This is a genomic window from Saccharopolyspora sp. NPDC000995 (assembly GCF_053599315.1).
On sequence record NZ_JBSFLZ010000003.1, the window covers coordinates 1 to 24,174 of the forward strand.

24 protein-coding genes and 1 pseudogene are annotated in these 24,174 nt (G+C 67.7%); 13 read left to right on the forward strand and 12 right to left on the reverse strand.

Annotated elements, in window-relative coordinates; genetic code table 11:
- Positions 1-121: 121 nt before the first annotated feature.
- The 5 genes from ACWDKQ_RS01955 to ACWDKQ_RS01975 all read right to left on the reverse strand — a co-directional run bounded on the left by ACWDKQ_RS01955 (position 122) and on the right by ACWDKQ_RS01975 (position 2,656).
- Complete coding sequence (locus ACWDKQ_RS01955) at positions 122-301, reverse strand: helix-turn-helix domain-containing protein (RefSeq protein WP_450136897.1); 180 nt, start codon at positions 299-301, stop codon at positions 122-124.
- Complete coding sequence (locus tag ACWDKQ_RS01960; protein WP_450136898.1) at positions 298-870, reverse strand: IS607 family transposase; 573 nt, start codon at positions 868-870, stop codon at positions 298-300. The genes ACWDKQ_RS01955 and ACWDKQ_RS01960 overlap by 4 nt, the downstream gene beginning before the upstream one ends.
- Positions 871-1,024: 154 nt before the next feature.
- Positions 1,025-1,834: an Fpg/Nei family DNA glycosylase gene (locus tag ACWDKQ_RS01965; RefSeq protein WP_450136899.1), complete on the reverse strand. Its 810-nt coding sequence runs from the start codon at positions 1,832-1,834 to the stop codon at positions 1,025-1,027.
- An 18-nt stretch (positions 1,835-1,852) separates the two neighbouring features.
- Positions 1,853-2,182 carry a hypothetical protein gene (locus ACWDKQ_RS01970; protein WP_450136900.1) on the reverse strand — a complete coding sequence of 110 codons (330 nt, stop codon included), beginning with the start codon at positions 2,180-2,182 and terminating at the stop codon, positions 1,853-1,855.
- 3 nt (positions 2,183-2,185) lie between these two features.
- Positions 2,186-2,656: a ribose-5-phosphate isomerase gene (locus ACWDKQ_RS01975; RefSeq protein WP_450136901.1), complete on the reverse strand. Its 471-nt coding sequence runs from the start codon at positions 2,654-2,656 to the stop codon at positions 2,186-2,188.
- A gap of 130 nt (positions 2,657-2,786) precedes the next feature.
- On the opposite strand from ACWDKQ_RS01975, the gene ACWDKQ_RS01980 reads away from it, so the two are divergent.
- The 6 genes from ACWDKQ_RS01980 (at position 2,787) to ACWDKQ_RS02005 (ending at position 9,428) form a co-directional block, all read left to right on the forward strand.
- On the forward strand, positions 2,787-3,044 hold the full coding sequence (locus ACWDKQ_RS01980; RefSeq protein WP_450136902.1) for a hypothetical protein: 258 nt from the start codon (positions 2,787-2,789) through the stop codon (positions 3,042-3,044).
- A gap of 1 nt (position 3,045) precedes the next feature.
- Positions 3,046-3,255 (forward strand): hypothetical protein, encoded by a 210-nt coding sequence (locus ACWDKQ_RS01985; protein ID WP_450136903.1) that lies wholly within the window; start codon positions 3,046-3,048, stop codon positions 3,253-3,255.
- A 233-nt stretch (positions 3,256-3,488) separates the two neighbouring features.
- Positions 3,489-4,070 carry a YbaB/EbfC family nucleoid-associated protein gene (locus tag ACWDKQ_RS01990; RefSeq protein WP_450136904.1) on the forward strand — a complete coding sequence of 194 codons (582 nt, stop codon included), beginning with the start codon at positions 3,489-3,491 and terminating at the stop codon, positions 4,068-4,070.
- Between the two features lie 18 nt (positions 4,071-4,088).
- Positions 4,089-4,394, forward strand: a complete 306-nt coding sequence (locus ACWDKQ_RS01995; protein ID WP_450136905.1) for an ESX-1 secretion-associated protein — start codon at positions 4,089-4,091, stop codon at positions 4,392-4,394.
- A complete protein-coding gene (locus ACWDKQ_RS02000; protein ID WP_450136906.1) occupies positions 4,394-8,587 on the forward strand; it encodes a WXG100-like domain-containing protein in 4,194 nt (1,397 codons plus the stop codon). Before ACWDKQ_RS01995 ends, ACWDKQ_RS02000 begins: the two co-directional genes overlap by 1 nt.
- A 7-nt stretch (positions 8,588-8,594) precedes the next feature.
- Positions 8,595-9,428, forward strand: coding sequence for an immunity 49 family protein (locus ACWDKQ_RS02005; RefSeq protein WP_450136907.1), 834 nt, complete (start codon positions 8,595-8,597; stop codon positions 9,426-9,428).
- 63 nt (positions 9,429-9,491) lie between these two features.
- On the opposite strand, the gene ACWDKQ_RS02010 is transcribed toward ACWDKQ_RS02005, so the two are convergent.
- The 3 genes and pseudogenes from ACWDKQ_RS02010 to ACWDKQ_RS02020 all read right to left on the reverse strand — a co-directional run bounded on the left by ACWDKQ_RS02010 (position 9,492) and on the right by ACWDKQ_RS02020 (position 11,307).
- Positions 9,492-10,151 (reverse strand): endonuclease V, encoded by a 660-nt coding sequence (locus tag ACWDKQ_RS02010; protein ID WP_450137015.1) that lies wholly within the window; start codon positions 10,149-10,151, stop codon positions 9,492-9,494.
- A gap of 88 nt (positions 10,152-10,239) precedes the next feature.
- Positions 10,240-10,574, reverse strand: a pseudogene (locus ACWDKQ_RS02015) (aldehyde dehydrogenase family protein).
- Between the two features lie 118 nt (positions 10,575-10,692).
- Entirely contained in the window at positions 10,693-11,307 is a 615-nt protein-coding gene (locus tag ACWDKQ_RS02020; protein WP_450136908.1) for a mycothiol-dependent nitroreductase Rv2466c family protein, read from the reverse strand.
- Between the two features lie 265 nt (positions 11,308-11,572).
- Between ACWDKQ_RS02020 and pepN the strand changes: the two genes are divergently transcribed.
- Both pepN and ACWDKQ_RS02030 read left to right on the forward strand, forming a co-directional pair.
- Positions 11,573-14,146 carry an aminopeptidase N gene (gene pepN / locus ACWDKQ_RS02025; protein WP_450136909.1) on the forward strand — a complete coding sequence of 858 codons (2,574 nt, stop codon included), beginning with the start codon at positions 11,573-11,575 and terminating at the stop codon, positions 14,144-14,146.
- A gap of 168 nt (positions 14,147-14,314) precedes the next feature.
- Positions 14,315-15,061: a response regulator gene (locus tag ACWDKQ_RS02030; protein WP_450136910.1), complete on the forward strand. Its 747-nt coding sequence runs from the start codon at positions 14,315-14,317 to the stop codon at positions 15,059-15,061.
- Positions 15,062-15,361: 300 nt separating this feature from the next.
- Here the strand turns inward: ACWDKQ_RS02030 and ACWDKQ_RS02035 are convergent, their stop codons facing one another.
- The 4 genes from ACWDKQ_RS02035 to ACWDKQ_RS02050 form a co-directional block, all read right to left on the reverse strand.
- The gene (locus tag ACWDKQ_RS02035) at positions 15,362-15,865 is read right to left on the reverse strand and encodes a DUF5130 family protein (RefSeq protein WP_450136911.1); all 504 of its coding nucleotides are present in this window, start codon (positions 15,863-15,865) and stop codon (positions 15,362-15,364) included.
- Positions 15,852-16,112, reverse strand: a complete 261-nt coding sequence (ctaJ, locus tag ACWDKQ_RS02040; RefSeq protein WP_450136912.1) for an aa3-type cytochrome oxidase subunit CtaJ — start codon at positions 16,110-16,112, stop codon at positions 15,852-15,854. Before ctaJ ends, ACWDKQ_RS02035 begins: the two co-directional genes overlap by 14 nt.
- Positions 16,113-16,459: 347 nt before the next feature.
- On the reverse strand, positions 16,460-16,780 hold the full coding sequence (locus ACWDKQ_RS02045) for a hypothetical protein (RefSeq protein ID WP_450136913.1): 321 nt from the start codon (positions 16,778-16,780) through the stop codon (positions 16,460-16,462).
- 113 nt (positions 16,781-16,893) lie between these two features.
- Positions 16,894-17,544: an HNH endonuclease gene (locus ACWDKQ_RS02050; protein WP_450136914.1), complete on the reverse strand. Its 651-nt coding sequence runs from the start codon at positions 17,542-17,544 to the stop codon at positions 16,894-16,896.
- A gap of 225 nt (positions 17,545-17,769) precedes the next feature.
- Between ACWDKQ_RS02050 and ACWDKQ_RS02055 the strand changes: the two genes are divergently transcribed.
- From ACWDKQ_RS02055 to ACWDKQ_RS02075, 5 genes are all read left to right on the forward strand, one after another.
- Complete coding sequence (locus ACWDKQ_RS02055; RefSeq protein WP_450136915.1) at positions 17,770-19,887, forward strand: prolyl oligopeptidase family serine peptidase; 2,118 nt, start codon at positions 17,770-17,772, stop codon at positions 19,885-19,887.
- A 169-nt stretch (positions 19,888-20,056) separates the two neighbouring features.
- A complete protein-coding gene (locus ACWDKQ_RS02060) occupies positions 20,057-21,028 on the forward strand; it encodes a mechanosensitive ion channel family protein (RefSeq protein ID WP_450136916.1) in 972 nt (323 codons plus the stop codon).
- A 133-nt stretch (positions 21,029-21,161) separates the two neighbouring features.
- Positions 21,162-21,545: a globin gene (locus tag ACWDKQ_RS02065; protein WP_450136917.1), complete on the forward strand. Its 384-nt coding sequence runs from the start codon at positions 21,162-21,164 to the stop codon at positions 21,543-21,545.
- 129 nt (positions 21,546-21,674) lie between these two features.
- Positions 21,675-22,736 carry an alpha-amylase family glycosyl hydrolase gene (locus ACWDKQ_RS02070; RefSeq protein ID WP_450136918.1) on the forward strand — a complete coding sequence of 354 codons (1,062 nt, stop codon included), beginning with the start codon at positions 21,675-21,677 and terminating at the stop codon, positions 22,734-22,736.
- Positions 22,737-22,828: 92 nt separating this feature from the next.
- Positions 22,829-24,127, forward strand: a complete 1,299-nt coding sequence (locus tag ACWDKQ_RS02075) for a heparan-alpha-glucosaminide N-acetyltransferase domain-containing protein (RefSeq protein WP_450136919.1) — start codon at positions 22,829-22,831, stop codon at positions 24,125-24,127.
- Positions 24,128-24,174: the final 47 nt, after the last annotated feature.

Below are 24,174 nucleotides of genomic sequence, written 5' to 3' on the forward strand. Positions count from 1 at the left end.
AGGTTCGCCAGGCCGGAGGAGTAGGACTCTTTCGAGTTCTCGCCCCACCACGGGGCCACCTCGTCCTTGGCCTGGTTCCCATCCTTGCGCAGCGAATACGCCGACAACGAGATCGAGGGTGTCAGTTCGTCGTCGGCGAGGTCGTAGGACGCTTCGGCTTTGGTTGGTCCATGACCGCTTTGACGCGGTGCAGACCCCAGTTGTAGGCGAAACGCTGCGCGCCGCAGTGCGACCGCAGCTCGTTTTCCTGCGACGGGCTCGGGTCGAGCGCGAACTTGTATGCCTGGACGACCTCGGTCATGTCTGCGGCTGCGCAGCGCAGGCGGCGATGCCGGCCTCTGCTCGTTTCTTCGCCGACCGGCGGCCGTAGAGACGGGCGCACATGCTGGTCAGGACTTCGGTGATGTCGCGGACCAGGTCGTCAGCAACTTCATGAGCGTTGAGCACGACGATGGTGCGGCCGGTCGCGGCCAGCGCGGCTTCGAGGTGTTCGACACCGAACCCGGCGAGCCGATCTCGGTGCTCGACCACGATGCACGCAACGCCAGGATCAGCCAGTAGCTTGGCAAGCTTGGCGCGTCGCCCGTTCAGTCCTGACCCGACTTCGGTCACGGTCGCGTCCAGAGAGATGCCGCGCTTGCTGCATTCTTCGGCGACACGTCCGGCCTGCCGGTGCAGATCATCTTTCTGGTCAGCAGAGGAAACGCGGCAGTAGGCGACGGTGCGGCCGGTCGACTCCTTGGGCGGTTCGACCAGGATTGTTCCGGTAGGAAGCTGACGAGCAGCAACGGGCAGGGTGCCCGCATGGAACCAGTTCAGCGCGGTTCGATACGAGACACCCTGCTCACGTGCCCACTCCTTCAACTTCACGCGCAAAGTTTAGCACGCATAGACACAGACCTACTCAGAACCAGGAACAGTCTCCAGCCCCCAAGTGCCGCTGACGGGAAACCGCGATTTCAATGGAAATCGGACATTCGATTTCCATTGAAATCGCACCGCTTCTGGGAGGCGGGGACGTTCGTCAGTTGGCTTGGCAGGTGGGGCACCAGTAGAGGTTCCGGGCGGCGAGAGCCGCCGTGGCCACCGGGGTTCGGCAGATCAGGCAGGGCATTCCCGCCCGCCGGTAGACGTAGACCTCTCCGCCGTGCCGGTCTTGGCGTGGCGCCCGACCGGTGACCTCCGGCAGGTGCTCCGGCCGCACCGTGTCGATGCGACCCACGCGCACCCCGTCGGCCATCAGCTCGACCAGGTCCGCCCAGATCGTCTCCCACTGCACCCGGTCCAGCGACCGGCCCGGGGTGCAGGGCGGGATGCCGTGCCGGAACAGCACTTCGGCGCGGTAGACGTTGCCGACACCCGCCAGCACCTTCTGGTCCATCAGCAGCGCGGCGATGCTCGTGCGGGACCGCGAGATCCGCTGCCAGGCCTGCTCGGGGTCGGCGTCCCGGCGCAGCGGATCGGGGCCCAACCGCCCGCGCAGCGCGATGACCTCCTCGCCGGTCAGCAACTCGCACGCGGTGGGCCCGCGCAGATCCGTCCAATGTGTACGGCCGATGATGCGCATCCGTACCTGGCCGCGCGGTTCGGACAGCGGGAGCTCGGATTCCGTGAACGTGCCGTACAACCCCAGGTGCACGTGGACGACCCGATCCGGGCCGTAGAAGTGGAAGAGGTGCTTGCCGTGCGCTTCAGCCCGCTCGAACACCGAGCCGTTCAGCAGCGAAGCGCTGGTGGCGAACCTCCCCTGCGGGCTGCCCACCTGGACCTCCGTGCCGGCGAACAGCGCGCCGTGCAACCCGGCGAGCCGGTGCAGGGTGTGGCCTTCAGGCATGTAGGCAGTCCGTCCGCGTCAGGCGAGAATCCACAGCACGACCGACTCCACGAGGTAAGCCGCGACGCACCACAGCACGATGAGCAGGCCCTGCCGAACCGGTCGATCGGAATGCCGGAACACCGTCCCGGCCAGCAACGAGGCGCACAGCGCGATGACACCGCCCACGATCAGCCACAGGCCAACCCCGAGCACGCAATCGGGTTCGGTGCAGACGGCACCGGGGCCACCGGTGAGGACGGGTGCGAGCGCGCGCTGCCCGAAGAAAAGCACCAGCACGCCAGCCGCGGTTCCCGCTGCAGCCACCAGAGGTGTCAGCAGCGCCGCGGTCCGGCGTGCCGGTGTCATCGATCAGCTGCCGGGCAGGGCCGGGGGCTGGCCGGTCTTCTCGTAGTCGGTGAGCAGGTCGATGCGGCGCTGGTGCCGGCCACCCTCGAAGTCGGTGGCCAGAAACGCCTCGACGATCTGCTCGGCCTCCTCGACGGTGTGCATCCGCGCACCGATGCCGGCCAGCAGCGCGTTGTTGTGCTGCCGGGCGAGCTTCGCGGTTTCAACGCTCCAGGCCAGCGCGGCGCGGGCGCCGGGGACCTTGTTCGCGGCGATCTGCTCGCCGTTGCCGGATCCGCCGAGGACCAACCCGAGGCTGCCCTCTTCGGCGACGACGCGGCGGGCGGTCTCGACGCAGAACGGCGGATAGTCGTCCTGGGCGTCGTATTCCGCCGGACCGATGTCGGTCACGTCGTGACCCTTGTCGGTCAGCCACTTGACGAGGTGGTTCTTGAGTTCGTAGCCAGCATGGTCGGAGCCGATGTAGACGCGCACGCGGGCAGTCTGCCAAATGACCCACCACCGCCTTTCACCCCGGTTACGCTACCCGCTGTGACCAGCGCAAACTCCGACGTGCACCTCGACTGGGCGCTGCCCGGCCTGCGAGCCCTGGTGGACTCCCCCGGTGCTGGTGGTGGTCGACGTGCTGTCGTTTTCGACTGCCGTGGACGTCGCCACGACCACCGGGGCCCGGGTGCTGCCGCTGCGCTGGCAGGACGCCTCGATCCCCGCAGGTGCGGTGCTCGCGCAGCCCCGCAGCCTGGACGAGTCGTTCCTGAGCCCGTCGTCGCTGCGCACCCGGACGTGCTGCTGGGATTGCCGTCACCGAATGGCGCGACGCTCTGCGCTGAGGCGTCAGCCACCGGGGCCACCGTGTTCGTAAGTTGTCTGCGCAACGCGGAGGCGCTGGCGCACGCAGCAGCGCGGGAAGGTGGCCGATCGGAGTCATCGCCGCGGGGGAACGTCGGGACGACCAGCTGCGGCCCGCGATCGAGGATCAGCTCGGTGCGGGGGCCGCGGCCAGCGTGGCCGCCGAGGTGAACAGCAGCCGACAAGCACCCGTGCTGCTGGACGAGGTCCTGGAGGCCCGGTGAGGTCACCGGAAATCGGGGCGGGCGGTACGGCGAACGGCAACTCTTCGTCGAGCACCGATGATCGACACGCCCGAACAGGATCAGCCTGAATAACCTGAATCCAGCAATTCGAATTAGCCCACTCGTCGCAACCAAATGAGCCGTTGAGCCGTTTTGTACAATGGAGGGGCACCGATTCCAATCACGGCCCGTCATCCTTTGCCGAACAGGAATTTTCGCGCAGGGGAGGACGTGTGCCCGAGGGTTTCGGCAGGGATATCGGTGCGGCCGAGCGGATGGTTGCGCAATGGCAGGAACGTGCTGCCGAAAAGGCCGAGAAGTTCGGTCGGATGCAACGTGAGATCGAGCAGATCTCCGTCACTGAAACGTCCCGCGACGGCTCGATCCAGGTGACCGTCGGATCGAACGGCATCCTGCAGAACATCCAGCTCTCCGAGAACGCCAACAACCGCCCGATGGCGAAGCTGGGCACCGAGATCATGCGCGCCGTACGGGCGGCGCAGGCGAAGATTCCCGAACTGATGCAGCAGGTGGTGGCCGGCACCGTCGGGCTGGAGGACTCCGCCGCGCAGCACGTGCTCGGCGAGGCCCGCAAGAACTTCCCCGAACCCCCGGCAGCTGAGGAAGAGGCGCAGCAACGCGGGTCCGGCGTGCCGGAGATGCGGTTCGGCGTCGAGGAAGACTACGCGCAACCGTGGCAGCAGCAGCCCCCGCAGCGACCGACCGCGCTACCGCCGCAGCCACCACCACGGCCCGTTCGCCGCCGCCCGGACGACTTCGACGACGACTTCAGCGACCGTTCTTTCCTGCGCTGATCACCGAGGGAGCAAACGATGGCAGACAAGATGAACGTCGTCACCGAGAACTTGCGCGCCCACTCGTCCAGGGTAGACGCAGTGGTGGATCAGCTGAACACCGCATTGGACGCGTCGCAGCAGGTGACGATGGACAACGGGGCGTACGGCATCCTCTGCCAGCCGTTCGCCATGCTGCTGCAGCCTGTTGAGCGCAACGGCGTCGAAGCGCTTCAGAAGGCGACCTCGACGATGGAGGAAATCGCCGAGAATATCCGCGGCGCGGCCGAGGACTACCAGGCCATGGACGACGACAACAGCGCGCTGATCAACAAGGTGCAGTGATGGCCGAAAACAACCTGGTCGTCACCGAAGACACCCTGCAGAAGGACCCGAACGAGACTCCCGACGGCATCAAGGGCATCGGAATCCTCGAATCCGCCCACGACATCAAGAGCCTGGAAGACGGCTCCAGCTGGGTGGAAGCCGGCTTGGCCTACGGCGGCATGGCGATGGAAGTCGTCAGCATGGCCGTGGACCCGATCGGAACCCTGCTCTCCTACGGCCTGTCGTGGCTGATCGAGCACGTCGAGCCGCTGAAGGAGGCGCTGGACTGGTTCGCCGGCGACCCGGACGGCGTCAAGGCTTACGGGCAGACGTGGGGGAAGGTGTCCGAGGCGGTCAGCGCGGCCGTCGAGGAGTACAACAACGCGGTCAAAGCCGATACGGCGGAGTGGACCGGCGCGGCGGGCGAGGCGTATCGCAAGCATGCCGCGGAGAAGGCCGAGGCCGTTGCGGGTGCCGGCGAGTTGGCGGGCACGCTGAGCTCCGTCGTGACGATCATGGGCGAGGTCGTCTCGTTCGTGCGCGAGTTCGTGCGCGATCTGGTGGCCGAGTGCATCGCGGCGATCATCACGTATGCGCTGGAAGCGGTGTGCACCCTCGGGCTGGGCACTCCGGTCATCGTCGCGCAGGTGACCGCGAAGATCGCCAAGGTCACCTCGAAGATCGGCGACGTCGTCAAGAAGCTGATCAAGACGATTAGCAACGTGGCGCCGAAGATCACCAAGATGGTCGAGGTCCTCGGCAAGGTCATCAAGAAGCTCGGCAGCGCGCCGGACAAGATCGCCGAAGGCGTGTGGAAGAAGTTCGACGACGTATTCGGCACGAACGTCGTGGGCAAGCACAACGCCAAGGTCGGCGGCCCGGGCGGCGGAACCGACGGCAACGGGTCCGGGGACAACGGCAGCAACGATTCCGGCAACGACTCTGGTAGCGGGTCGGATTCGGGCTCCGGAAACAACTCCGGCAACGGGTCGGATTCCGGCAATAGCAACGACTCCGGCTCCCGCTCGAATTCTGACAACGGCAACAATTCCCGCAACGGATCTGATTCCAGCAACGGCATCGGCAACGATTTCGGTTCCGGTTCGGACGGCGGATCGGGCTCGCCTGGCAGTGGCACGGATTCCGGTTCGGGTTCGACGAACTCCGGCGCCGACAGCGGATCTCCGAGGTCCACTTCGGACAGTGGCAGGCGGGACTCCTCCCCGAGCAGCTCCGGAAACGGCTCTGACTCCCCGAACAGCAGCTCGACGCCTGACAACGGCACCCGGCACGATTCGCATTCGGACACGCCGAACACACCGAGTTCCACGAGTTCCCCGAGTTCGCCCGACGCCAACCGTCCCACGACGTTCTCCGGCGACCTGTCCAGCGCCCCGAACGCCAGCGGTACACACAGCGGTGGCCATCCGGACGCCCCGAGCAGTTCGCCAAGCAGTCCGGACGCGAGGACCTCAAGCAGTTCGAGCAGCCCCGGCAACGGCAGTTCGCCGAGCAGTCCGGGCACCCCCAGCCATCCCGGCAACGCGCCGAGCAGCGGCGGCGGTCACAGCCCGGACGCCAGCAGTTCGCCGAGCAGTCCCAGCTCGCACAGTCCTGGCGGATCGACCGGCGGAAGCCCGACCGGTGGTGGCGCCCCAGGCGGTGGCCCGTCGCTCGGCGACGGCCCGTCGGCGCCGAGCAACGCGCATTCGCCTTCCACATCGCACCCGAACACCCCATCAAGCACCAGCTCATCCAATGTGGACGCTCCAGCGGCGCCATCGCCTGCCGCCCCGTCTCCCAGCGCACCCCGTGCGGACCAGCCGGGCAGCACTCAGGCCGGTGGCCCGATGGGCAGCCCTGGCGGGCACAGCCCGGGTAGTGCGAGCCCGAGCCGCGGCGGAAGCCGTCCCGGCAGCGGCCCCGGCTGGACCGGCACACCGGGCAGTACCGGCGCCGCCGGACGCCCGCCGTCGACCCCGGGCGGACCGCCGCGGCCCCGCGGCCCGGAGAACAGCGGCACGCGCCCGAGCGCTGCTCCGCGAGGCGGACCAGACACGCCACCCCGCCCCGGCGGACCCGGCGGTTCACCGGACATGCCGCAGTCTCGGCACCCCGGCAGCAACGCTGCGAACGCACCAGGGCGCGGCCCCGACTCGCCATCACGGCCCGGCCCGGATGGCCGGGGCCCCGGCGGCTCCCAACCGCGCGCCGACGCGCCCGGCCCACAGCGGCCGGCAGGCACGAACCCACCTGGCCAGCGCCCGGATGCGGCGGCTCCGAACGGGCCGAACTCACCGGAACCGCCCAAATCACCGGACTCGCCCAAATCACCGGACTCGCCCAAGGCCCCCGGCCCCGACAAGTCGCCGGAAACGAAGCAACTGGATGCCGGCGAAGCACCCGACAAGCCGAAGGACGGGGCGGACTCGCATTCCGAGCCGGACAAGCCGAAGGACGACGCCGATAAGCCGAACGATCCGGACGACGACAAGCCGGAGCAGGGCACACCCGAGTACGACCAGAAGATCAACGACGGCGCCGACACACTCGACAACAACCGCACCGATGCGGGCGCCTCCGGTCACACCGACCCGAACATGCAGGACCTCGCACGCCGGGTCCCGGACGACGGCAAGCATTTCACGGTCGACACCCACATGGGTCCGGACGGCCGCATCGACATCGGGGGCCGCAGCTACTCGCCGGATGAGTTCGCCGACGTGCTGCGCCGCTCCGGCTGGGACGGCGAGAGCCCGATCCGCCTGGTCAGCTGCGACTCCGGCGACTTCGCCAGCGACCTGGCCAAGAAACTCGGCGTGGACGTCACGGCCCCGCGCGGCCTGGCCTGGACCGACACCTTCGGCAACGTCTTCGCCGGCAGCCGAGCACCCGACGGCGGCCCCACCTGGCCCCCGGACGGCGGCTGGGACACCCACCACGCCGACGGCTCCAACTCCCCGGCCAGCGACGACGCCTTCCACCCGTCCAAGAGCGGCGAAAACCCCGGCGAGCGCCCCGACGACGCCGAAGCACGGGATGTCCCGGAACCTGAGTACCCGAAGGGGATGACCAAGGAGCAGAAGCTCCAGAACCAGGACTACGTAGACCACCACTACACGTTCTACACGCGGGAAGACGGAAAAGAAGTCATCGCCGTCAACCCCAACCGTTCACCGGATCTGGACGGCGAAGAGCCGCCGCCTATCCGCCGCAGGCGCGACGAAAATGGCCCCGTAACCGATGAGGACGGCAACCCGGTCTACGAGGAGAATCCGAAAACCAAGCGCAAGGGCGAGAGCCCGGAATTCGCCGACCCGAAGGAGTGGGAATACGGCGAAGGACATCCGAAGCCAGATGGAGATGTCCGCTCTTCGCAGGACGCAACACCCGACGGCGAGTCTTCCAGCAGCGACGGCAGCCCCGACCTCGACGACCAGGACCACCCGAGCACTCAAGACTGGCGCGAGGAGAGCCTGCGCAAGATCGACGAAGCTATCGAGGAGCGTCGCGCCCGAATGAACGAGCGCGATGCCGCGAGGGACGAGTACCGCGAGGGAAGCCCCGAATACAACCAAACCCTTGGAAAGGTCAGCAGCCAATCGGAAACATTCGGGGAGGTCGTCAGCGACCACGCCCAGAAGGAGAAGCTGGAAGCCGACTTCAACGAACCAGGCAGCAACGAGAACACCCTCCACCCGTCGAAAACTCCGGACGGCAGGGACTACATCGAGATCAAGGACAGCGACGGAAACGTCATCGGAACTGCCGAGCAGCGCCAGCCTCCTGGCGCCGGGAGCGGAAAGTTCGACAGCGTCTGGGAAGTCAAGGATCTGCGCACGACGCCGCCCGAAACCAGGTATGACGTTATTGAAGCGAAGGCCCCGCACGCACCACGCGCCTCCCGCGAACTTCCGGACGGCAGGTACGTCCAGCAATGCCGCCGCGATTACCTCGAAGATGTCATCAAGAACTTGAAGCAGCACGACGCGGGAACTCCTGAACATCAGCTCGGCAAGGACCTCCAGCGGGCGCTCGACGAAGAACGTCTTCACTACGAGGAGCTTCGAGCCAAAGATCCCCGTAAAGAAGATGCTCCAGACGGAGAGGATGGCGGAACCGCCGAGGATAGCGAAAACACCGGCAAAACCGTTGACGTGTACGATGGCTGGGTTCGTAAGCCGGTGAACCTGTACGACGACGAGGACTAGGGGCATCGTGGAATACCTTGCGCGTCACGAGGTCGACACCAATAAGATCCAGGCCCGGATAGATTCGCTGGAGCCCGAACTGGAGTGGGCTTTCAGCCGCCTTGGCACAAAGAACGCGATCGTAGACAGGGTTTTCAGCGAATCACTGATGCTGGGAGAACTGCGCTGCGCAGTAGACCCGGCTGCCGAAGCCGCCGAAACACGTCGTCATTTCACTGCAGCACTGGAAGCTGGTTTCGGTCTTTTCGTAGCTTCAGACGGCCCCGCAGACCCCGTGAGCTACCAGATCCTAGGACGAGAATTCACCCTCAAGAAGACCGGACCAAGGCGTTATCACCGAGCGGAAAACTGGCTGATCACGCTCTGGCTCGCGGTAATACTTCGAGACCGCGAGAAGATCGACAAGATTGTATCGGTCCCGATTTCCACCCTGCGAGAATCAGGCGCCGAGTACGACGAATTCATGTACTCGTGGGTAGACTCATTGCAGAAATTCTTCCAGCACAGCACCGGCCTTCAGGACTCCTTCGTCGCAACGATGGACGGCACCAACCCCGATGTCGTCGAAATAGCTTCAGAAGAAGTCCTGCTCGACCTTCTGTACCCCCCGATCGAGATGTTCTACTTCATGCTCCGACGCGACTCAGAGAAATTCAACGAGTCGCTTTCGAGAGCATTGAAAGCACATCACCGCTACTGGTCGAAGCCAGATCGCATGACCAATTCCGACGGAATGATCGCGCTCGGGCCACTCGCGGTCTCCGTGCTTGCGAAGCAGTCGAGCATGGACGTTCAAGTCGAATCGGAATATCTGCCGCAGCATCTCCTTTCCGGAGAGTGAGGCTTTCCGCAACCTCTCGTCATTCTCGTAGGTGCGGAGTCAACCGGAAGGCCGGCGGGTACCTCAGTCCGAGCTTCGCCCCAGGCGGTCCGCCATGCGGGTTGTCTCCGGGAGGCGGTACTGCGGGGCTAGGCGAAGGGTGAGGTCGCAAGCCCCGTCGAGGGTGTAGCGGTGGCCCACCGAGACGAACACCGGCTTCACCCCGCGCTGCGTGCGCAGCGCCCGGCCGACGACTTCGTCGTCCATCCGCAGCGGCGCCCAATCCCCCCGCTCCTCGCCTGGGGGCTCGTAGCGGCCCATCGCCGTCTTGCCGACGCCGATGCTCGGGATCTCCGTCAGCGATCCCAGGTGGCACGCCAGTCCGAAGCGGCGGGGGTGGGCTAAGCCTTGCCCGTCGCAGATCAGGACGTCCGGCACCACCGACAGCCTGGAAAGCGCCTCAAGCAGCGACGGAGCCTCACGGAAGGCGAACAGCCCCGGGATGTAGGGAAAATCAGTCGAGCCGCGCACGACAGCACTGTCCACGACGGACAATGTCGCGACATCGACGACCGTCACCGCAGCGACCAGTTGATCCGAGTCGCGGTACGCCACGTCCAGGCCCGCCGCTGTGCGCACCTCGGCCGGTTCGCCGTCGAACCGGACCAGCGGGCGCAACCGCTCTTGGATCGCAACGGCTTCGACTTCCGTCGAGGGCCACGAGTGCAGGTCACGGACGCGGATCACGCCTCGATCGTATGCCAGGCCGTGCACGCCGGCCGTGAGTCCTTTAGGCAGTCAAATAGGCTGTTTCGGATCCACGACCTCGAGGTCAGCGCTGGATGGACTTGGTTTCCAGCAACTTCTCGATCCCGAAACGGCCGAATTCGCGGCCGTTGCCAGACTGCTTGTAACCGACGAACGGGGCGTTCGGGTTGAACCGGCCACCGTTGACGTCGATCTGACCGGCGCGCAGCCGACGAGCCGCCGCCAGGCCCGCTCCGCCGAGCCGAACACCGCGCCCGCCAGCCGTAGTCGGTGCCGGTTGCGGATCCGCACCGCCTCGTCCTCGTCCCGGTTCGGGAGGATCGACAGCACCGGGCCGAAGACTACTTCGCCGTCGCTGCGACCGCCGGTCGACGGCGCCCGCTGGCGCCGCTGTGGCATCGGCGTGCTCGTGTTACAGGACGACAACGGTCTTTCCCATTTCTGTGGCAACACCCGCCGATCGCCTCGCCGAGCGCGCTGGGGAGGTGCCGGCCCGACACCTCCCCAGCCGGCGACCTCAGTCGAACCGCGGCGACTCGGTGCGGCTGCGCTTGAGCTCGAAGAAGTACGGGTAGCTGGCCAGCGCGAGGGCGCCGTCGAACAGCTTCGCCGCCTCCTCCCCGCGCGGGATGCGGGTGATCACAGGGCCGAAGAACGCCACCCCATCAACGTGAATGGTCGGCGTGCCCACCTCGTCGCCGACCGGGTCCATGCCCGCATGGTGGCTGGCGCGTAACTCCTCGTCGTACTCGGTGCTGCTGGCCGCCTCGGCCAGCGACGCGGGCAGACCCACCTCGGCCAGCGACTCGCTGATCACCTGCTCGAAGTCCTTGTTGCCTTGGTCGTGCAGGCGGGTGCCCATCGCGGTGTAGAGCGGCGACAGCACGTCCTCGCCGTGGTGCTTGGCAGCGGCGATGGCCACCCGCACCGGTCCCCACGCCATCTCCAGCAGCTCCTGGTATTCGGCGGGCAGGTCGCGGCCCTGGTTGAGGACCGACAAGCTCATCACGCGGAAGTTCAGGTCGATGTCGCGGACCTTCGCGACCTCCAAGATCCAGCGTGAGGAAACCCACGCGAACGGGCACGCCGGGTCGAAGTAGAAGTCGACCCTAGGTCGGGCTGCGGCGTTCATCAAGCCTCCAGTGTTCTCTGGGACGGGCGGGGATCGCCCGATGCCCCGGCGTTCGAGAAGTCCGGTCGCGGACGCGTTCCGGATCGCGTCGTCGTGGGTACCAACCCCGGTATAGCCGAATGTCTTCCCACCCGACCAGACACGCCGACGAAGAAGGCGGACCCGCCCGGCAGCACGCCCGCACGCGGACGTGATTTGATGCCTGCGCCAGGTGCGCCAGGGCGCCTCTGGCCTGACGAGTTCCCGACGAGCAACGAGGTGATCCGTGGCCCCGCCGAACCTCACCCGCGAACAGGCCGAGCAGCGCGCGGCCCTGCTGGAGGTCCAGTCGTACGTGATCGAACTGGATCTCAGTGCCGGCGCGGGTGGCCCGGACGTGGAGACGTTCGGTTCCACCACCACGGTTCGGTTCCGCAGCAACGAGGCCGGCGCCGACAGCTGGATCGACCTGGTCGCCGACCGGGTGCACGGCGCCGTTCTCAACGGAGTCGAGCTCGATGTCAGCGACTACGACGAGTCCACCGGCATCCGGCTGCCGAATCTGGCCGCCGACAACGAGCTCGTGGTGCGCGCGGACTGCGCCTACACCAACACCGGCGAGGGCCTGCACCGCTTCATCGACCCGGTCGACGGCGGCGTGTACCTCTACAGCCAGTTCGAGACCGCCGACGCGAAGCGGATGTTCACCTGCTTCGACCAGCCCGACCTGAAGGCCACCTACCAGATCACGGTGGACGCCCCAGAGTCGTGGAAGGTCATCTCCAACGCCACCGCCGAAGTCACCGACTCGGCCAACGGCAAGCGGCACGAATTCGCCACCACCAAGCCGATGTCCACCTACCTGGTGGCGCTGGTCGCCGGGCCGTACGCCGAGTGGCGCGACGTCTTCCCCGGCGAGGACGGCCAGGACGAGATCCCGCTGGGCATCTACTGCCGCGCTTCGCTTGCCGAGCACCTCGACGCGGAGCGGCTGTTCACCGAGACCAAGCAGGGTTTCGGCTTCTATCACAAGGCGTTCGGGGTGCCCTACCCGTTCGGCAAGTACGACCAGTGCTTCGTGCCGGAGTTCAACGCGGGCGCGATGGAGAACGCCGGCTGCGTCACGTTCCTGGAGGACTACGTCTTCCGGTCGAAGGTCACCGGCTACCTCTACGAGCGGCGCTGCGAGACGGTGCTGCACGAGATGGCGCACATGTGGTTCGGCGACCTGGTGACCATGCGCTGGTGGGACGACCTGTGGCTCAACGAGTCGTTCGCGACCTGGGCCAGCGTGCTCGCGCAGGTCGGCGCCACCCAGTACGGCCACGCGTGGACGACGTTCGCCAGCGTGGAGAAGTCCTGGGCGTACCGGCAGGACCAGCTGCCGTCCACCCACCCGGTGGCCGCCGACATCCAGGACTTGCAGGCGGTCGAGGTCAACTTCGACGGCATCACCTACGCCAAGGGCGCTTCGGTCCTCAAGCAGCTGGTCGCTTACGTGGGCCTGGAGAACTTCCTGGCCGGGCTGCGGATCTACTTCAACCGGCACGCCTGGGGCAACGCAACCCTCAACGACCTGCTGCGGGCGTTGGAGGAAGCCTCCGGTCGCGACCTGTCGTGGTGGAGTGCGCAGTGGCTGGAGACCACGGGCCTGAACATGCTGCGGCCGCGGTTCGCCACCGACGACGAGGGCCGGTTCACCTCGTTCGAGGTGGTGCAGAACGGCGCCCGACCCGGCGCGGGCGAGCTGCGCACGCACCGGCTAGCGATCGGCATCTACGACAACGAGGGCGGCAAGCTGGTGCGCAAGCACCGCGTCGAGCTCGACGTCACCGGCGAGCGCACCGGGGTGCCCGACCTGGTCGGCGTGCATCGGGGCAAGCTCGTGCTGGTCAACGACGATGACCTGACCTATTGTTCGCTGCGCTTCGATCCCGAGTCGCTGGCCGCGCTGATCGACCGGATCGGTGACATCGACGAGTCGTTGCCGCGGGCGCTGTGCTGGTCCACCGCGTGGGAGATGACCCGCGAGGCCGAGCTGAAGGCGCGCGACTTCGTGACCCTGGTACTGGGTGCGTCGGCGGAGGGCGGCATCGGTGCCGAGAGCGAGATCGGCGTGGTGCAACGGGTGCTGCTGCAGACCCAGACCGCACTCGCGTCCTATGTGGACCCGTCGTGGCAGGCGGAGGGCTGGCGGCGGTTCACCGGTCGGCTCTTCGAGCTCGTCCGCGCCGCCGAGCCCGGTTCGGACCACCAGCTCGCGTTCGTCAACTCGCTGACCGGATCGGTGCTCTCGGCCGAGCAGGTCGCCGAGCTGCGGGGCTGGCTGGACGAGTCGGCGCCGCTGGCAGGGCTGACCGTCGACACCGACCTGCGCTGGCAGCTGCTGCAGGCGCTGGTCGCGCACGGCGCGGCCAGCGAGTCCGAGATCGATGCCGAGCTGGAGAAGGACCAGACCGCAACCGGTCGGCGGCGCGCGGAGCGGGCGCGGGCGCTGATCCCAACTCCGGAGTCCAAGGAGAAGGCCTGGCAGCGGGCAGTGCACGACGACCAGCTGCCGAACGCAGTCAGCGACTCGATCATCGCAGGCTTCCAGCACCCGATCCAGCGCGAACTGCTCGCGCCGTACGTGCGTCGCTACTTCGAGGAGATCGACGAGGTCTGGCAGCGCCGTTCCAGCGAGCGGGCCCAGCCGACGGTGATCGGGCTGTTCCCGTCGTGGGCGGTCACCGAAGACACGGTGGCGGCATCGGACGCGTGGTTGGCCGACGAGCACCCGTCGGCGCTGCGCCGCCTGGTGTCGGAGGGTCGTGCGGGTATCGTGCGCGCCCTCGCGGCCCGGGAGTTCGACCGCTCCTGACCTCCTGCGGGCGAAAGGTGCAGGGCACCTTCGAGCAAACCACAAGCAACTCATGGCTCGAAGGTGCCCTTCACCGCGTTTACCGGGCAGGTGAACACGAATCGTGTCGTGGCGGATACGGCGAGTAAGATTCCGTTGATCTGCCCGATGCCAGGGGTGGGAGCGTCGATGCCCGAACTGATCTCCGCCATCTCCGAGCTGCTGTGGCCGTTGATCGCGCTGATGGCGATCTTCGTGTTTCGCCGCGCCATCTGGCGGGTGCTGCGCACCGCCGAGAAGCGGGAGCTGGAGTTCGAGATCGGCGGCCAGCGTCTCACCATGCACCAGCTCAACGATCAGCAGAACGACATGATCCAGGACCTGCAGCGGCAACTGAGCCTGCTCAGCAAGCAGCTGGAGGACCGCGACCGGGTCGGCGCCCCGGCGGAGGCTCCGGTGCCTGTTCCGGCACTACCCGAAGCACCCGAGATCTCCGGCAACGGCGACGTGAGGCACGAGGCAGAAATCGAACTGCCGCCGGTGCACTCTCCGGCCGGGCCGGAGCCGCTCGCGGTGCTGTGGGTTGCGGAGAAGCCGGAGGCGCACGCCATCCTGGCGGAGCAACTCCGGGACAACGGCGTGCGGGTGACCATGACGACGACCAATGATGCGGCGCTGGCGGAGCTATCCCAACGCCAGTACCGGCTGATCGTGGAGGACATGGGCCGCAAGGAGAACGGCCGATGGCGCCCCGACGCCGGGCTCGCGCTGCTGCGCGAACTGCGCGATCTGGGCGTGGACACCCCGGTGATCGTATACAGCAGCCAGCGGGCCCAGCAGCAATACGGCGAACAAGCGCGACAGCTGGGCGCGATCGGCACGACGTCGTCGGCCTACGAGATGTTCCAGAACCTCCAGAGCTTCGACCTGATCTGATCTCCTCCGCGCACTTCCGACAGGGGCTGCGCAGCCTGGACGCCACGCGGAACGAGTCGGAAACGCCACCCGAGGCTTGACCGCAGGTGGCGTCGGGCAAGCGGCGTTAGCCGCTTTCTCCTTTCCCACGAAACTCGCGCTACCGCGGGTTCTCAGGCCGCGCCCACCCCGTCGGAGTTCTTGGCGATGCCAGTCCCCAGCATGTCGTATCGGTCGTACCTGAGTCGGGGATGCCGGGGTCGAGCCTGGCGTCTGAGGTTCCGCGACACGCACCGCTAAGCAAACCGAGCTGGGAGCACCTTAGTGGCGGGAACGGGACTGCTGGTAGCTGGTGCCGGCCGTGTCGGCGAGCATCCGCAGGGCCCCGATGAGGCCGTCGATCAGCTCGCCCTCTTTGAAGGACGCGACCATGCTCATCGCGGCGAGCTGGCAGCTGCGGTCCGGGATGCGCCGGTGCGCTTCCTCGCCGGTGAGGATCTCGAACTTCTGCTGGCCCGGCGAAACCGCGATCAGCACGGCGTCGGAGGCTATCGCCCCGAGGTTCGCGTGCAGCTCCTCGGCCTGCTTGCGGGTGTCCGCACCGAGATCGCCGAGGTAGATCGCGAACTCCAGCCCGGTGCTGCGGCTGGACAGCGCCAACGCCTCGTCCAGTCGCGCGAGCTGGCCAGGGCCGAACGGCAGCCGCGGCCGGTCGGGCTCGACGTGGCGGGCGACGGACAGCCGACCGGTGGCCATCATCGCTTCGCCGATGCCGAGCTCACCGGCGTCCGCGGCCGGCCGCCCCGCGATCTCACCAGTTGCCACGTGCGCCTCCCCGAGCAGTGCTGGGCCGCGCATCGCCCTGCGCAGCCTCCGAACCCACGTCTGCCACCGGTGCAGCGGTGTTCACGCCCGCCGGGTTGGACACCCAGAACACCGGGGCGAAATCCCACTCCTGCCCCGCGCGGTAACGCGGACGGGTGAGCCGAGGCCACATCGCGATGAGCACGACCAGGCCGTAGATGGCCGCGGGGATCACCGCCAGGAAGAGAACAGTCTCCAGGACAGTCACGCGAGTACGGTATCCGATGCGCCCTGCTTGGTGCCCTCGACCTGTGCGGCGCATGATCGAAGCCGTAGTTAACGCGGAGCCACCGTTGCGACACGTTCGAGTGATTCGACGGCGAGCAAAGTCGCCCGCAACGCGATTCCCGCTGGTCGGAACCCGATTACAGGTACCTCGAAACTACACGCGGTTACTAGTCAAGAGTGTTGTATATCACTTAAAGTAACTCGTTCAGAGTAATCGCTGCCCCCGAATGGGGTCCAACCAGACGGTTGCAATGCGCGGCGACTTGGCGGCTTGTCCCTGAGGGTTCCTGCTCCTAGTTTTCACCTGTATGGGTCTTGCATATTTGATCACATGCGTTCAAAGCGTCCTTTGAATGCGGGAGGCACACTATGTCGATCATCGAAACCGCCACTCAGAGCAGCGCCCTCACCCTTCTGACGGTTAACCGGCCACTGCTTGAACACGGCGTCCGGATCAGCGGCCGACACGGTGTGCGCATCAGCGGACAGCACGGCGTCCGGATCAGCGGTGAGCAGGGTGTGCGGATTTCCAACGGTGTGCGGATCAGCGGCCGACAGGGCGTCCGGATCAGCGGCGAGCGAGGTGTGCGCATCAGCGGACAGCAGGATGTCCGGATTTCCAACGGTGTGCGGATCAGCGGCCGACACGGTGTGCGCATCAGCGGACAGCAGGGTGTCCGGATCAGCTGATCAGCCCACGTGGCATTGGACCCCCGCCAGCCCAGCGAGCAGCGGTTCTCCGGTCGCCCGAACCAGCACCCTCAGGCCGCAGGCTCACCGAGGTACGGCAACCACAGTGGGTCCGTTTCGGAAAGCCCTGCCAGCAACCGCCAGTGCCGCCCGCGCGGCGCGTGCGGTGCCACCGGGAGACGCCAGCCCAGCTCGCTGAGCGTCTTGTCCGCCTTGCGGTGGTTGCACTTAGTGCAGCAGGCGACGCAGTTCTCCCAAGTGTGCGTCCCACCGCGGCTCCGCGGCACGACATGATCTATCGTTTCAGCGCGAGCACCGCAGTACACGCACCGGTAGTTGTCCCGCAGCATCAACGCCGCCCGGGTCAACGGCACTCGACCCCGGTACGGCACTCGCACGAAGTTGCTCAATCTAATTACCGACGGGACTTCGACGCTGGCAGTCGCGGAATGCAGCATCATGCCGGCCGAGTCGCCGTGCACGACCTCGGCCTTGCCACAGACGAGCAGCACGATCGCTCGGCGCAGCGGGAGCGCGGTCAACGGTTCGAACGTGGTGTTGAGCAGGAGCACCCGGCGTTTTCGCCAGGACGGTGGATGACCGGGAGGCCGGTCCGACTGCGGCGGCGAAGTGCCAGCGCGGCTAGGCGGGCACAAAGACGCCCGCGACGCGAGGCCAGTGGCCTTCAGCGCCGGTTGTCGGATCGGTTGTCGGTCGGGCACGCGACCACCTCCACCGGTGTCGGGCCTAGTCGAACACACAACCCTGTCCGAACGCACGTGTGATTCGACACGCCACGTCTGGTGCCCGTCGAACGCACGCCAAATCATTCCCGATCATGGGCTGCGCAACGATAATGATCATTCCGGGTGAATCGGGTCAGGTTCCGGCGAAATGATCACGCCGAGATCAACGGTCGACCACGGAATGCACGTATCGTCGCTGCCGTGAACGACGTGCAAGCAGCGCATCTGACCTACCCTCGCGCCGACCGCGACGACATCATCGAAGACCTGCACGGCCACCAGGTGGCCGATCCGTACCGGTGGCTGGAGGACCCGGCCGAGCCGCGCACCGAGGCGTGGTCGACGGCGCAGGACGAGCTCGCCCGCACCTGGCTGGACGCGTTGCCCGGCCGCGAAGCGGTCGCGGAACAGATGCGATCGCTGCTGGCCGCAGGTTCCGTGTCGGCCCCGGCCTGGCGCGCGGGGCGGGCGTTTTTCACCCGCCGGGAGCCGGGGCAGGAGTTCCCCGTGCTTTACGTGCGCGAGCCCGACGGCGCCGAGCGGGTGCTGCTGGACGTCACCGAGCTGGACCCGTCAGGGCTGACCACGCTGGACAGCTGGACGCCGAGCCTGGAGGGCGACCGGCTGGCCTACCAGATCTCCGTCGGCGGCGACGAGGAGTCGCTGCTGCACGTGCTGGACGTCGCCACCGGCGACCTCGTCGAGGGCCCGATCGACCGGTGCCGCTATTCGACGATCTCGTGGCTGCCCGGCGGCGAGGATTACTTCTACATCCGGCGGCTGGCACCGGAGCGGGTGCCCGATGGCGAGGAGCAGTTCCACCGCCGGGTGTGGCGGCACCGGGTAGGTGCCGATCCCGACCGGGACCTGCTGGTGCACGGCGAGGGCCTGGACCACACCTACTACTACGGAACCCGGGTTTCGCGGGACGGCCGTTGGCTTGTCGTCGAGGGCAGCCCGGGCACCGCGCGGCGGGATTCGGTGTGGATCGCCGACCTCTCCGAGGGCGGCGACGTGCCGAACCTCCGGCAGGTCGTGGACACCTCCGACGGGTACCGGGTCGGTGCCTGGGTGGAGCGCGACGGCCGCCTGTACGTGATGACGACGCTGGACGCCCCGCGCTGGCGGCTGTGCGTGGCGGACCCGACCAACCCGGAGCCGGCGAACTGGACCGAGCTGATCTCCGAGGAACCCGACTCGGTGCTGGAGGCCGTGCGCTGGTTCGACACCGGTGACGGCGACCCGCAGCTGGTAGTGCTGCGAACGCGGCACGCGGTGTCCGAGGTGACGCTGCACGATCCGGCCACCGGTCGGCGGACCGCAGAGGTCCCGCTGCCGAGCACCGGAGAGGTCACCGCGCTGGCTACCGTGGACGAAGCCACCGAAGGCGACCGCGACCGGCTGTGGATCGGCTGGTCCGACTTCGCCACTCCGCCGTGCGTGCACGCCTACTCTCGCCGCACCGGGCAGACCGTGCTGGACGAGCAGGCGCCGGGCACCATCGAGCTGCCCACGGTGCACACCCAACAGGTCACCTACTGCTCGCTGGACGGCACCCCGGTGCGGATGTTCCTGCTGAGCTCGGCGGCCGAACCCGACCGCCCCCGGCCGGTGTTCATGACCGGCTACGGCGGTTTCTCCCTGTCCCGCGAGCCCGGCTACACGCCGTCCGCGCTGGCGTGGGTCGCCGCCGGCGGCGTTTGGGCGTTGCCCTCGCTGCGCGGTGGCGGCGAGGAAGGTGAGCAGTGGCACGTCGCGGGCATGCGCGAGCAGAAGCAGCACACCTTCGACGACTTCCACGCGGCGGCGCAGCACCTGATCGACGAGGGCTGGACGACCGCCGAGCAGCTGGCGATCTCCGGTGGCTCGAACGGCGGCCTGCTGGTCGGGGCGGCGCTGACGCAGCGTCCGGACCTCTACCGGGCGGTGGTGTGCTCGGCGCCGCTGCTGGACATGGTCCGCTACGAGCAGTTCCTGCTCGGCCGCACGTGGAACGACGAGTACGGCACCGCCGACGATGCGGAGGAACTGGGCTGGCTGCTGTCCTATTCGCCGTACCACAACGTGACCGACCAGACGGACTACCCGTCGGTGCTGTTCACCGTCTTCGAATCGGACTCCCGGGTCGACCCTAACCACGCTCGCAAGATGTGCGCGGCATTGCAGCACGCCACCAGTTCCGACCCGGCGAAACGTCCGGTTCTGCTGCGCCGGGAGACCGAGGTCGGGCATGCCGCGCGTTCGGTGTCCCGTACGGTGGGTCTGGCGACCGACCAGCTCGCCTTCCTCGCGGAGGCCACCGGACTCGCCCTGGACTGAGCCCGAACTCGGTCCCGGCGGTCAGCTGTTCGAGACTCGTGCGCGGCGGGGCGCGCACGATGCTCGGTTGGCCGGTTGCCGACCCGGTGATGTGCCCCAACGCATCCGGCACCCCCATGCCGGTCACCACCGCGGGCATTTGAAAGACAGCATGGAGAACCCCCGACCCATGGATCTGCCGCTTTTGACCCAACCGAACTGTGCCGTGGACTCGCTCTGGTGCCGGACCATTTCCGACTGGACCGGCAACCAGTGGCTGGCGTCCTACGCCGACCTTCTCATCGCCAAGCCCGTGAACATCGTGCTCATCCTGATCGTCGCATTCATCGTGCGATGGCTGGTGCACCGCACGATCAACCGCCTCACCCGCGGCAACGGCAAAACCCCGAAACTGCTGACTCCGCTGAAGGAGCGCCGGGCGGACACGATGACGGCCGAGCTGCTGTCGGAGCGGCGCGTCCAGCGCGCGCGCACGATCGGCTCGGTGCTCAAGTCGATGGCCTCGTTCGTGATCTTCGGCCTCGCCGCGATCTACGTGCTGCAGGTGTTGAGCATCCAGATCGCCCCGGTCCTGGCCTCTGCCGGTGTGCTGGGTGTCGCGGTCGCCTTCGGCGCCCAGAACCTCGTCCGGGACTTCCTGTCCGGCATGTTCATGCTGGTCGAGGAACAGTACGGCGTCGGTGACGTGGTCGACCTCGGCGAGGCTAGCGGCACCGTCGAGTCCGTCGGCCTGCGGGTCACCACGCTGCGCGACATCAACGGCACCGTCTGGTACGTCCGCAACGGCGAGATCCTCCGGGTCGGCAACTCCAGCCAGGGCTTCGCCGTGGCCGTGGTGGACTTCCCGATCTCGCACACCAGTGACGTCCAGAAGGCCATCGAGGTGGCGGCCAAGGTCGCCACCGAGGCTGCCTCGCGGGAGCCGCTGACCAAGGACGTGCTGAACCCGCCGGAAATGCTGGGCGTGGACAAGATCACCTCGGACACCATCACCCTGCGCCTGACCGCCAAGGTCCGCCCCGGCAGGCAGTGGGCGGTGCAGCGGCGGTTACGCGCGGAGATCAAGCGCGCTTACGACGAGCAGGACATCGAGCCGCCGTACCCGTACGGTCGGCCGCTGCCTTCCGGCCCGGTCGTCTAGCCGCTGGTCATTCCGGCCGCGAGTCCTCGGGTCGCCATCGCTGTCGGGAGGCTCGCGGCCGACGTGTGCACAGGTGTGAGGCGTTCGTTCGCCAGGTCGTCCAAAATCCACGCGCTCCTGAGAGGATGGAGCCGTGACTTCCGTGGAGACCTTCTACCAGCAGGTCGGCGGCGAGGCGACCTTCCACCGGATCGTGGCTCGGTTCTACGAGGAGGTGGCCAAGGACGAGCTGCTGCGGCCGCTCTACCCGGAGGAAGACCTCGGGCCCGCCGAGGAACGGCTGCGGCTGTTCCTGATCCAGTACTGGGGCGGCCCGCACACGTACTCCGACCGGCGCGGCCACCCCCGGCTGCGGATGCGGCACGCCCCGTTCAAGATCGGCCCGGCGGAGCGGGACGCATGGCTGCGCTGCATGCGGATCGCGATCGACGAGGTCGACCTCAAACCGGAACACCGCGACCAGCTGTGGCAGTACATGGAGATGGCCGCCAACAGCATGCTCAACTCCTGGTTCTGACTAGCTCGTCCTGCGCGGCGACCCCTGCGGGAGTTACCGTCACCGCCTCGTCGGCGACTCGTGCACGACGCCACTTCAAGGACAAGACTGAGAACATTCGAAGACAGCCACTGAGACGAGGACCTGGTGATGCGACGGGCGGCCGCACAGGCGGGCCGCGGCGAACAGCCGTGGTGGTGGGACGCGGTGTGCTACCAGGTCGACGTCGGCTCGTTCGCCGACGGCGACGGCGACGGGGTCGGCGACCTCGCCGGGCTGACCGGTCGGCTCGGCTACCTGGACCTGCTCGGCGTCGACGCGGTCGTGCTGGCCGGGGCAGCCGGGCTGGATCCGTCGGCAGCGCCGTTCGCCGAGCTGCTCGGCGAGGCACGCAAGGCCAGCATGCGGGTGATGGTCTCGCTCGATGTGGATCCCGCGCGCAGCGACCCCGGACCGGTGCTGCTGCCCTGGCTAGAGCACGGCGCCGACGGGTTTCACCTTGCGCCGCGTCCCGACCCGGCCGGTGCCATCGGCGCAGCGCTGGCCGGCTACCCGGATCGCGTGGTGATCGGCAGCGGACCGGGCGACTGGCACCTGTCGTTCAACCTCGACTTGGCCGTCGCCGGTTTCGACGCCGAACGGGTCCGCAAGGCGATCACGGAGGTGTTCGCCTCCCCCAGGTCGCGCCAAGCGTGGGCGATGGCCAGCCGCGACACCGAGCAGAGCCGGGATGACGCGGCGCTGACCCCGGTCCGCGCAATGGCCCTGGTGCAGCTGGCGCTACCCGGCGCGGTCTGCCTGCGGCACGGCGAGGAGCTCGGCCTGCCCGGGACCCAGCGCGTCTGGATGCCGTGGGAGGGCGACCGACCGCCGTTCGGCTTTTCCACCGCCGAGGCCGACTGGTCGTCGATCCCGGCGGACTGGGTCACGTTCACAGCGGAGGCCCAACTGGAGGACGAGACGTCCACGCTGTCTCTGTACCGGCACGCGCTGGAGACCCGGAGCACGCATCCGGCGTTCACCGGCGACGACGTCGAGTGGTTCGGGGCGCCGGACGGGTGCTTAGCGTTCCGGCGTACCGGCACGACCCTGATCTGCGCGTTGAACACCTCGCCGGCCCCGGTGCCGCTGCCTCCCGGCGAGGTGCTGCTGACCTCACGACCGCTGGAATCCGGGGAGTTGCCGCCGGGCACCGCCGCTTGGCTGGTGTGAGCCCGACCTCGCCTAGGCGACCGGGCGCGAGTGGGCCGGAGCGGGTGCCGGTAAATTTTGGTGAAGCTGCCCCTGACGACCCGCTGGATGCTATGTCTGCCCGTGCGCCCGAGCTGAGCTCCCCTCGGACAACGGAACGCACCCGCCGGTTGGTCGGCGTCGACATCGCCCGGTTCGTCGCGGTGTTCGGCATGTTCTGCATCCACTTCGGCGTGCCGTTCGCGCAGGGCGACGTCGAGGTTTGGGTCGCGCAGTTCTCCAGCGGCCGGTCCACCGCTCTGTTCACCCTGCTGGCCGGGGTGTCGCTGGCGATGATGACCGGGCGCGGCGAGCCGCCGATCGGTAGCGCGCTGCGCGACGCCCGCGTCCGAGTCGCGGTGCGCGCGGTGCTGCTGCTGGTGGTCGGCCTCGCGCTGGCGCGGGCGACCAGCGCGACGGGTTTCCTGCTCACCGTGATCATCCCGTTCTACGGGCTCTACTTCTTGCTGGCGGCGCCTTTCATCCGGTTGCGGGCGCGCGGGCTGCTGATCGCCGCGGTCGTCTCGGCCGCGGTGGGTCCGCAGCTGTCGTTCGTGCTGCGGACCTGGGTCACCGGGGACACGCCGCTGCGCGCGGTCGTCGACGCTATCGACCTGATCGATCCGGGGCATCTGATCGCCGACGAGGGGCTGTTCGACCTGCTGCTGCTCGGCTTCTACCCGGCGGCGTCGTACCTGCCGCTGGTGCTGGCCGGGATGGCCGTCGGGCGGTTGGACCTGCGGTCGACCAAGGTGCGCATCTGGCTCGGCGCGATCGGGCTGGCCGTGTCGTACTCGGGCTACGAGCTGTCGAGCTGGCTGGTGGAGGCCACCGGCACGGTACTGCCGCCGGGACCGAGCGAGGGCACTGTCCCGATCGACCACCCGGAGTGGCTGCTGACCGCAACCGCGCACAGCGGCACCACGTTCGAACTGCTGGACTCCGGCGGCATCGCGCTGGTGATCCTCGCGGTCTGCCTGGAACTGGCCGACCGGACCGGGCGGGCGCTGAAGCCGCTGGCCACGGCCGGGTCGATGGCACTGACGCTGTACGCGATCCACGCGCTGACGCTGGCCTGGCAGATCGTCGTCGGCGGCTGGCCGCTGAGCGGCGTGCCGGACACCCTGGCCAAGCTGGCTAGCATGGGCCCGGCGCTGCCGACGGACGTCCCGAACATGCCGGCGTTCCCACGCGACGGCCACCACCCCGAGGGCGTGGTGGCGTTCGTCAACACCTACATGCCCGAGGTGTTCCTGATCTTCTCGATCGTCTTCCCGCTGGTCTGGAAGCGGTTCTTCGGCCGCGGGCCGCTGGAGGCGGCCATTAGCGAGACCGTCCGGTGGGTGACCGGGCGTTCGGCCCGTCAGCGCTGAACAGGTAGAACGCGGGCTTCGCAACCGGTGGGACTTTCGCCTCTTAA

Excerpts from the sequence above, each read along its gene's own strand:
- ACWDKQ_RS01955 (WP_450136897.1), bottom strand. The coding sequence starts at position 301 with ATGACCGAGGTCGTCCAGGCATACAAGTTCGCGCTCGACCCGAGCCCG.
- ACWDKQ_RS01965 (WP_450136899.1), bottom strand. The coding sequence starts at position 1,834 with ATGCCTGAAGGCCACACCCTGCACCGGCTCGCCGGGTTGCACGGCGCG.
- ACWDKQ_RS01970 (WP_450136900.1), bottom strand. The coding sequence starts at position 2,182 with ATGACACCGGCACGCCGGACCGCGGCGCTGCTGACACCTCTGGTGGCT.
- ACWDKQ_RS01995 (WP_450136905.1), top strand. The coding sequence starts at position 4,089 with ATGGCAGACAAGATGAACGTCGTCACCGAGAACTTGCGCGCCCACTCG.
- ACWDKQ_RS02000 (WP_450136906.1), top strand. The coding sequence starts at position 4,394 with ATGGCCGAAAACAACCTGGTCGTCACCGAAGACACCCTGCAGAAGGAC.
- ACWDKQ_RS02020 (WP_450136908.1), bottom strand. The coding sequence starts at position 11,307 with ATGAACGCCGCAGCCCGACCTAGGGTCGACTTCTACTTCGACCCGGCG.
- ACWDKQ_RS02030 (WP_450136910.1), top strand. The coding sequence starts at position 14,315 with ATGCCCGAACTGATCTCCGCCATCTCCGAGCTGCTGTGGCCGTTGATC.
- ACWDKQ_RS02060 (WP_450136916.1), top strand. The coding sequence starts at position 20,057 with ATGGATCTGCCGCTTTTGACCCAACCGAACTGTGCCGTGGACTCGCTC.
- ACWDKQ_RS02070 (WP_450136918.1), top strand. The coding sequence starts at position 21,675 with ATGCGACGGGCGGCCGCACAGGCGGGCCGCGGCGAACAGCCGTGGTGG.
- ACWDKQ_RS02075 (WP_450136919.1), top strand. The coding sequence starts at position 22,829 with ATGTCTGCCCGTGCGCCCGAGCTGAGCTCCCCTCGGACAACGGAACGC.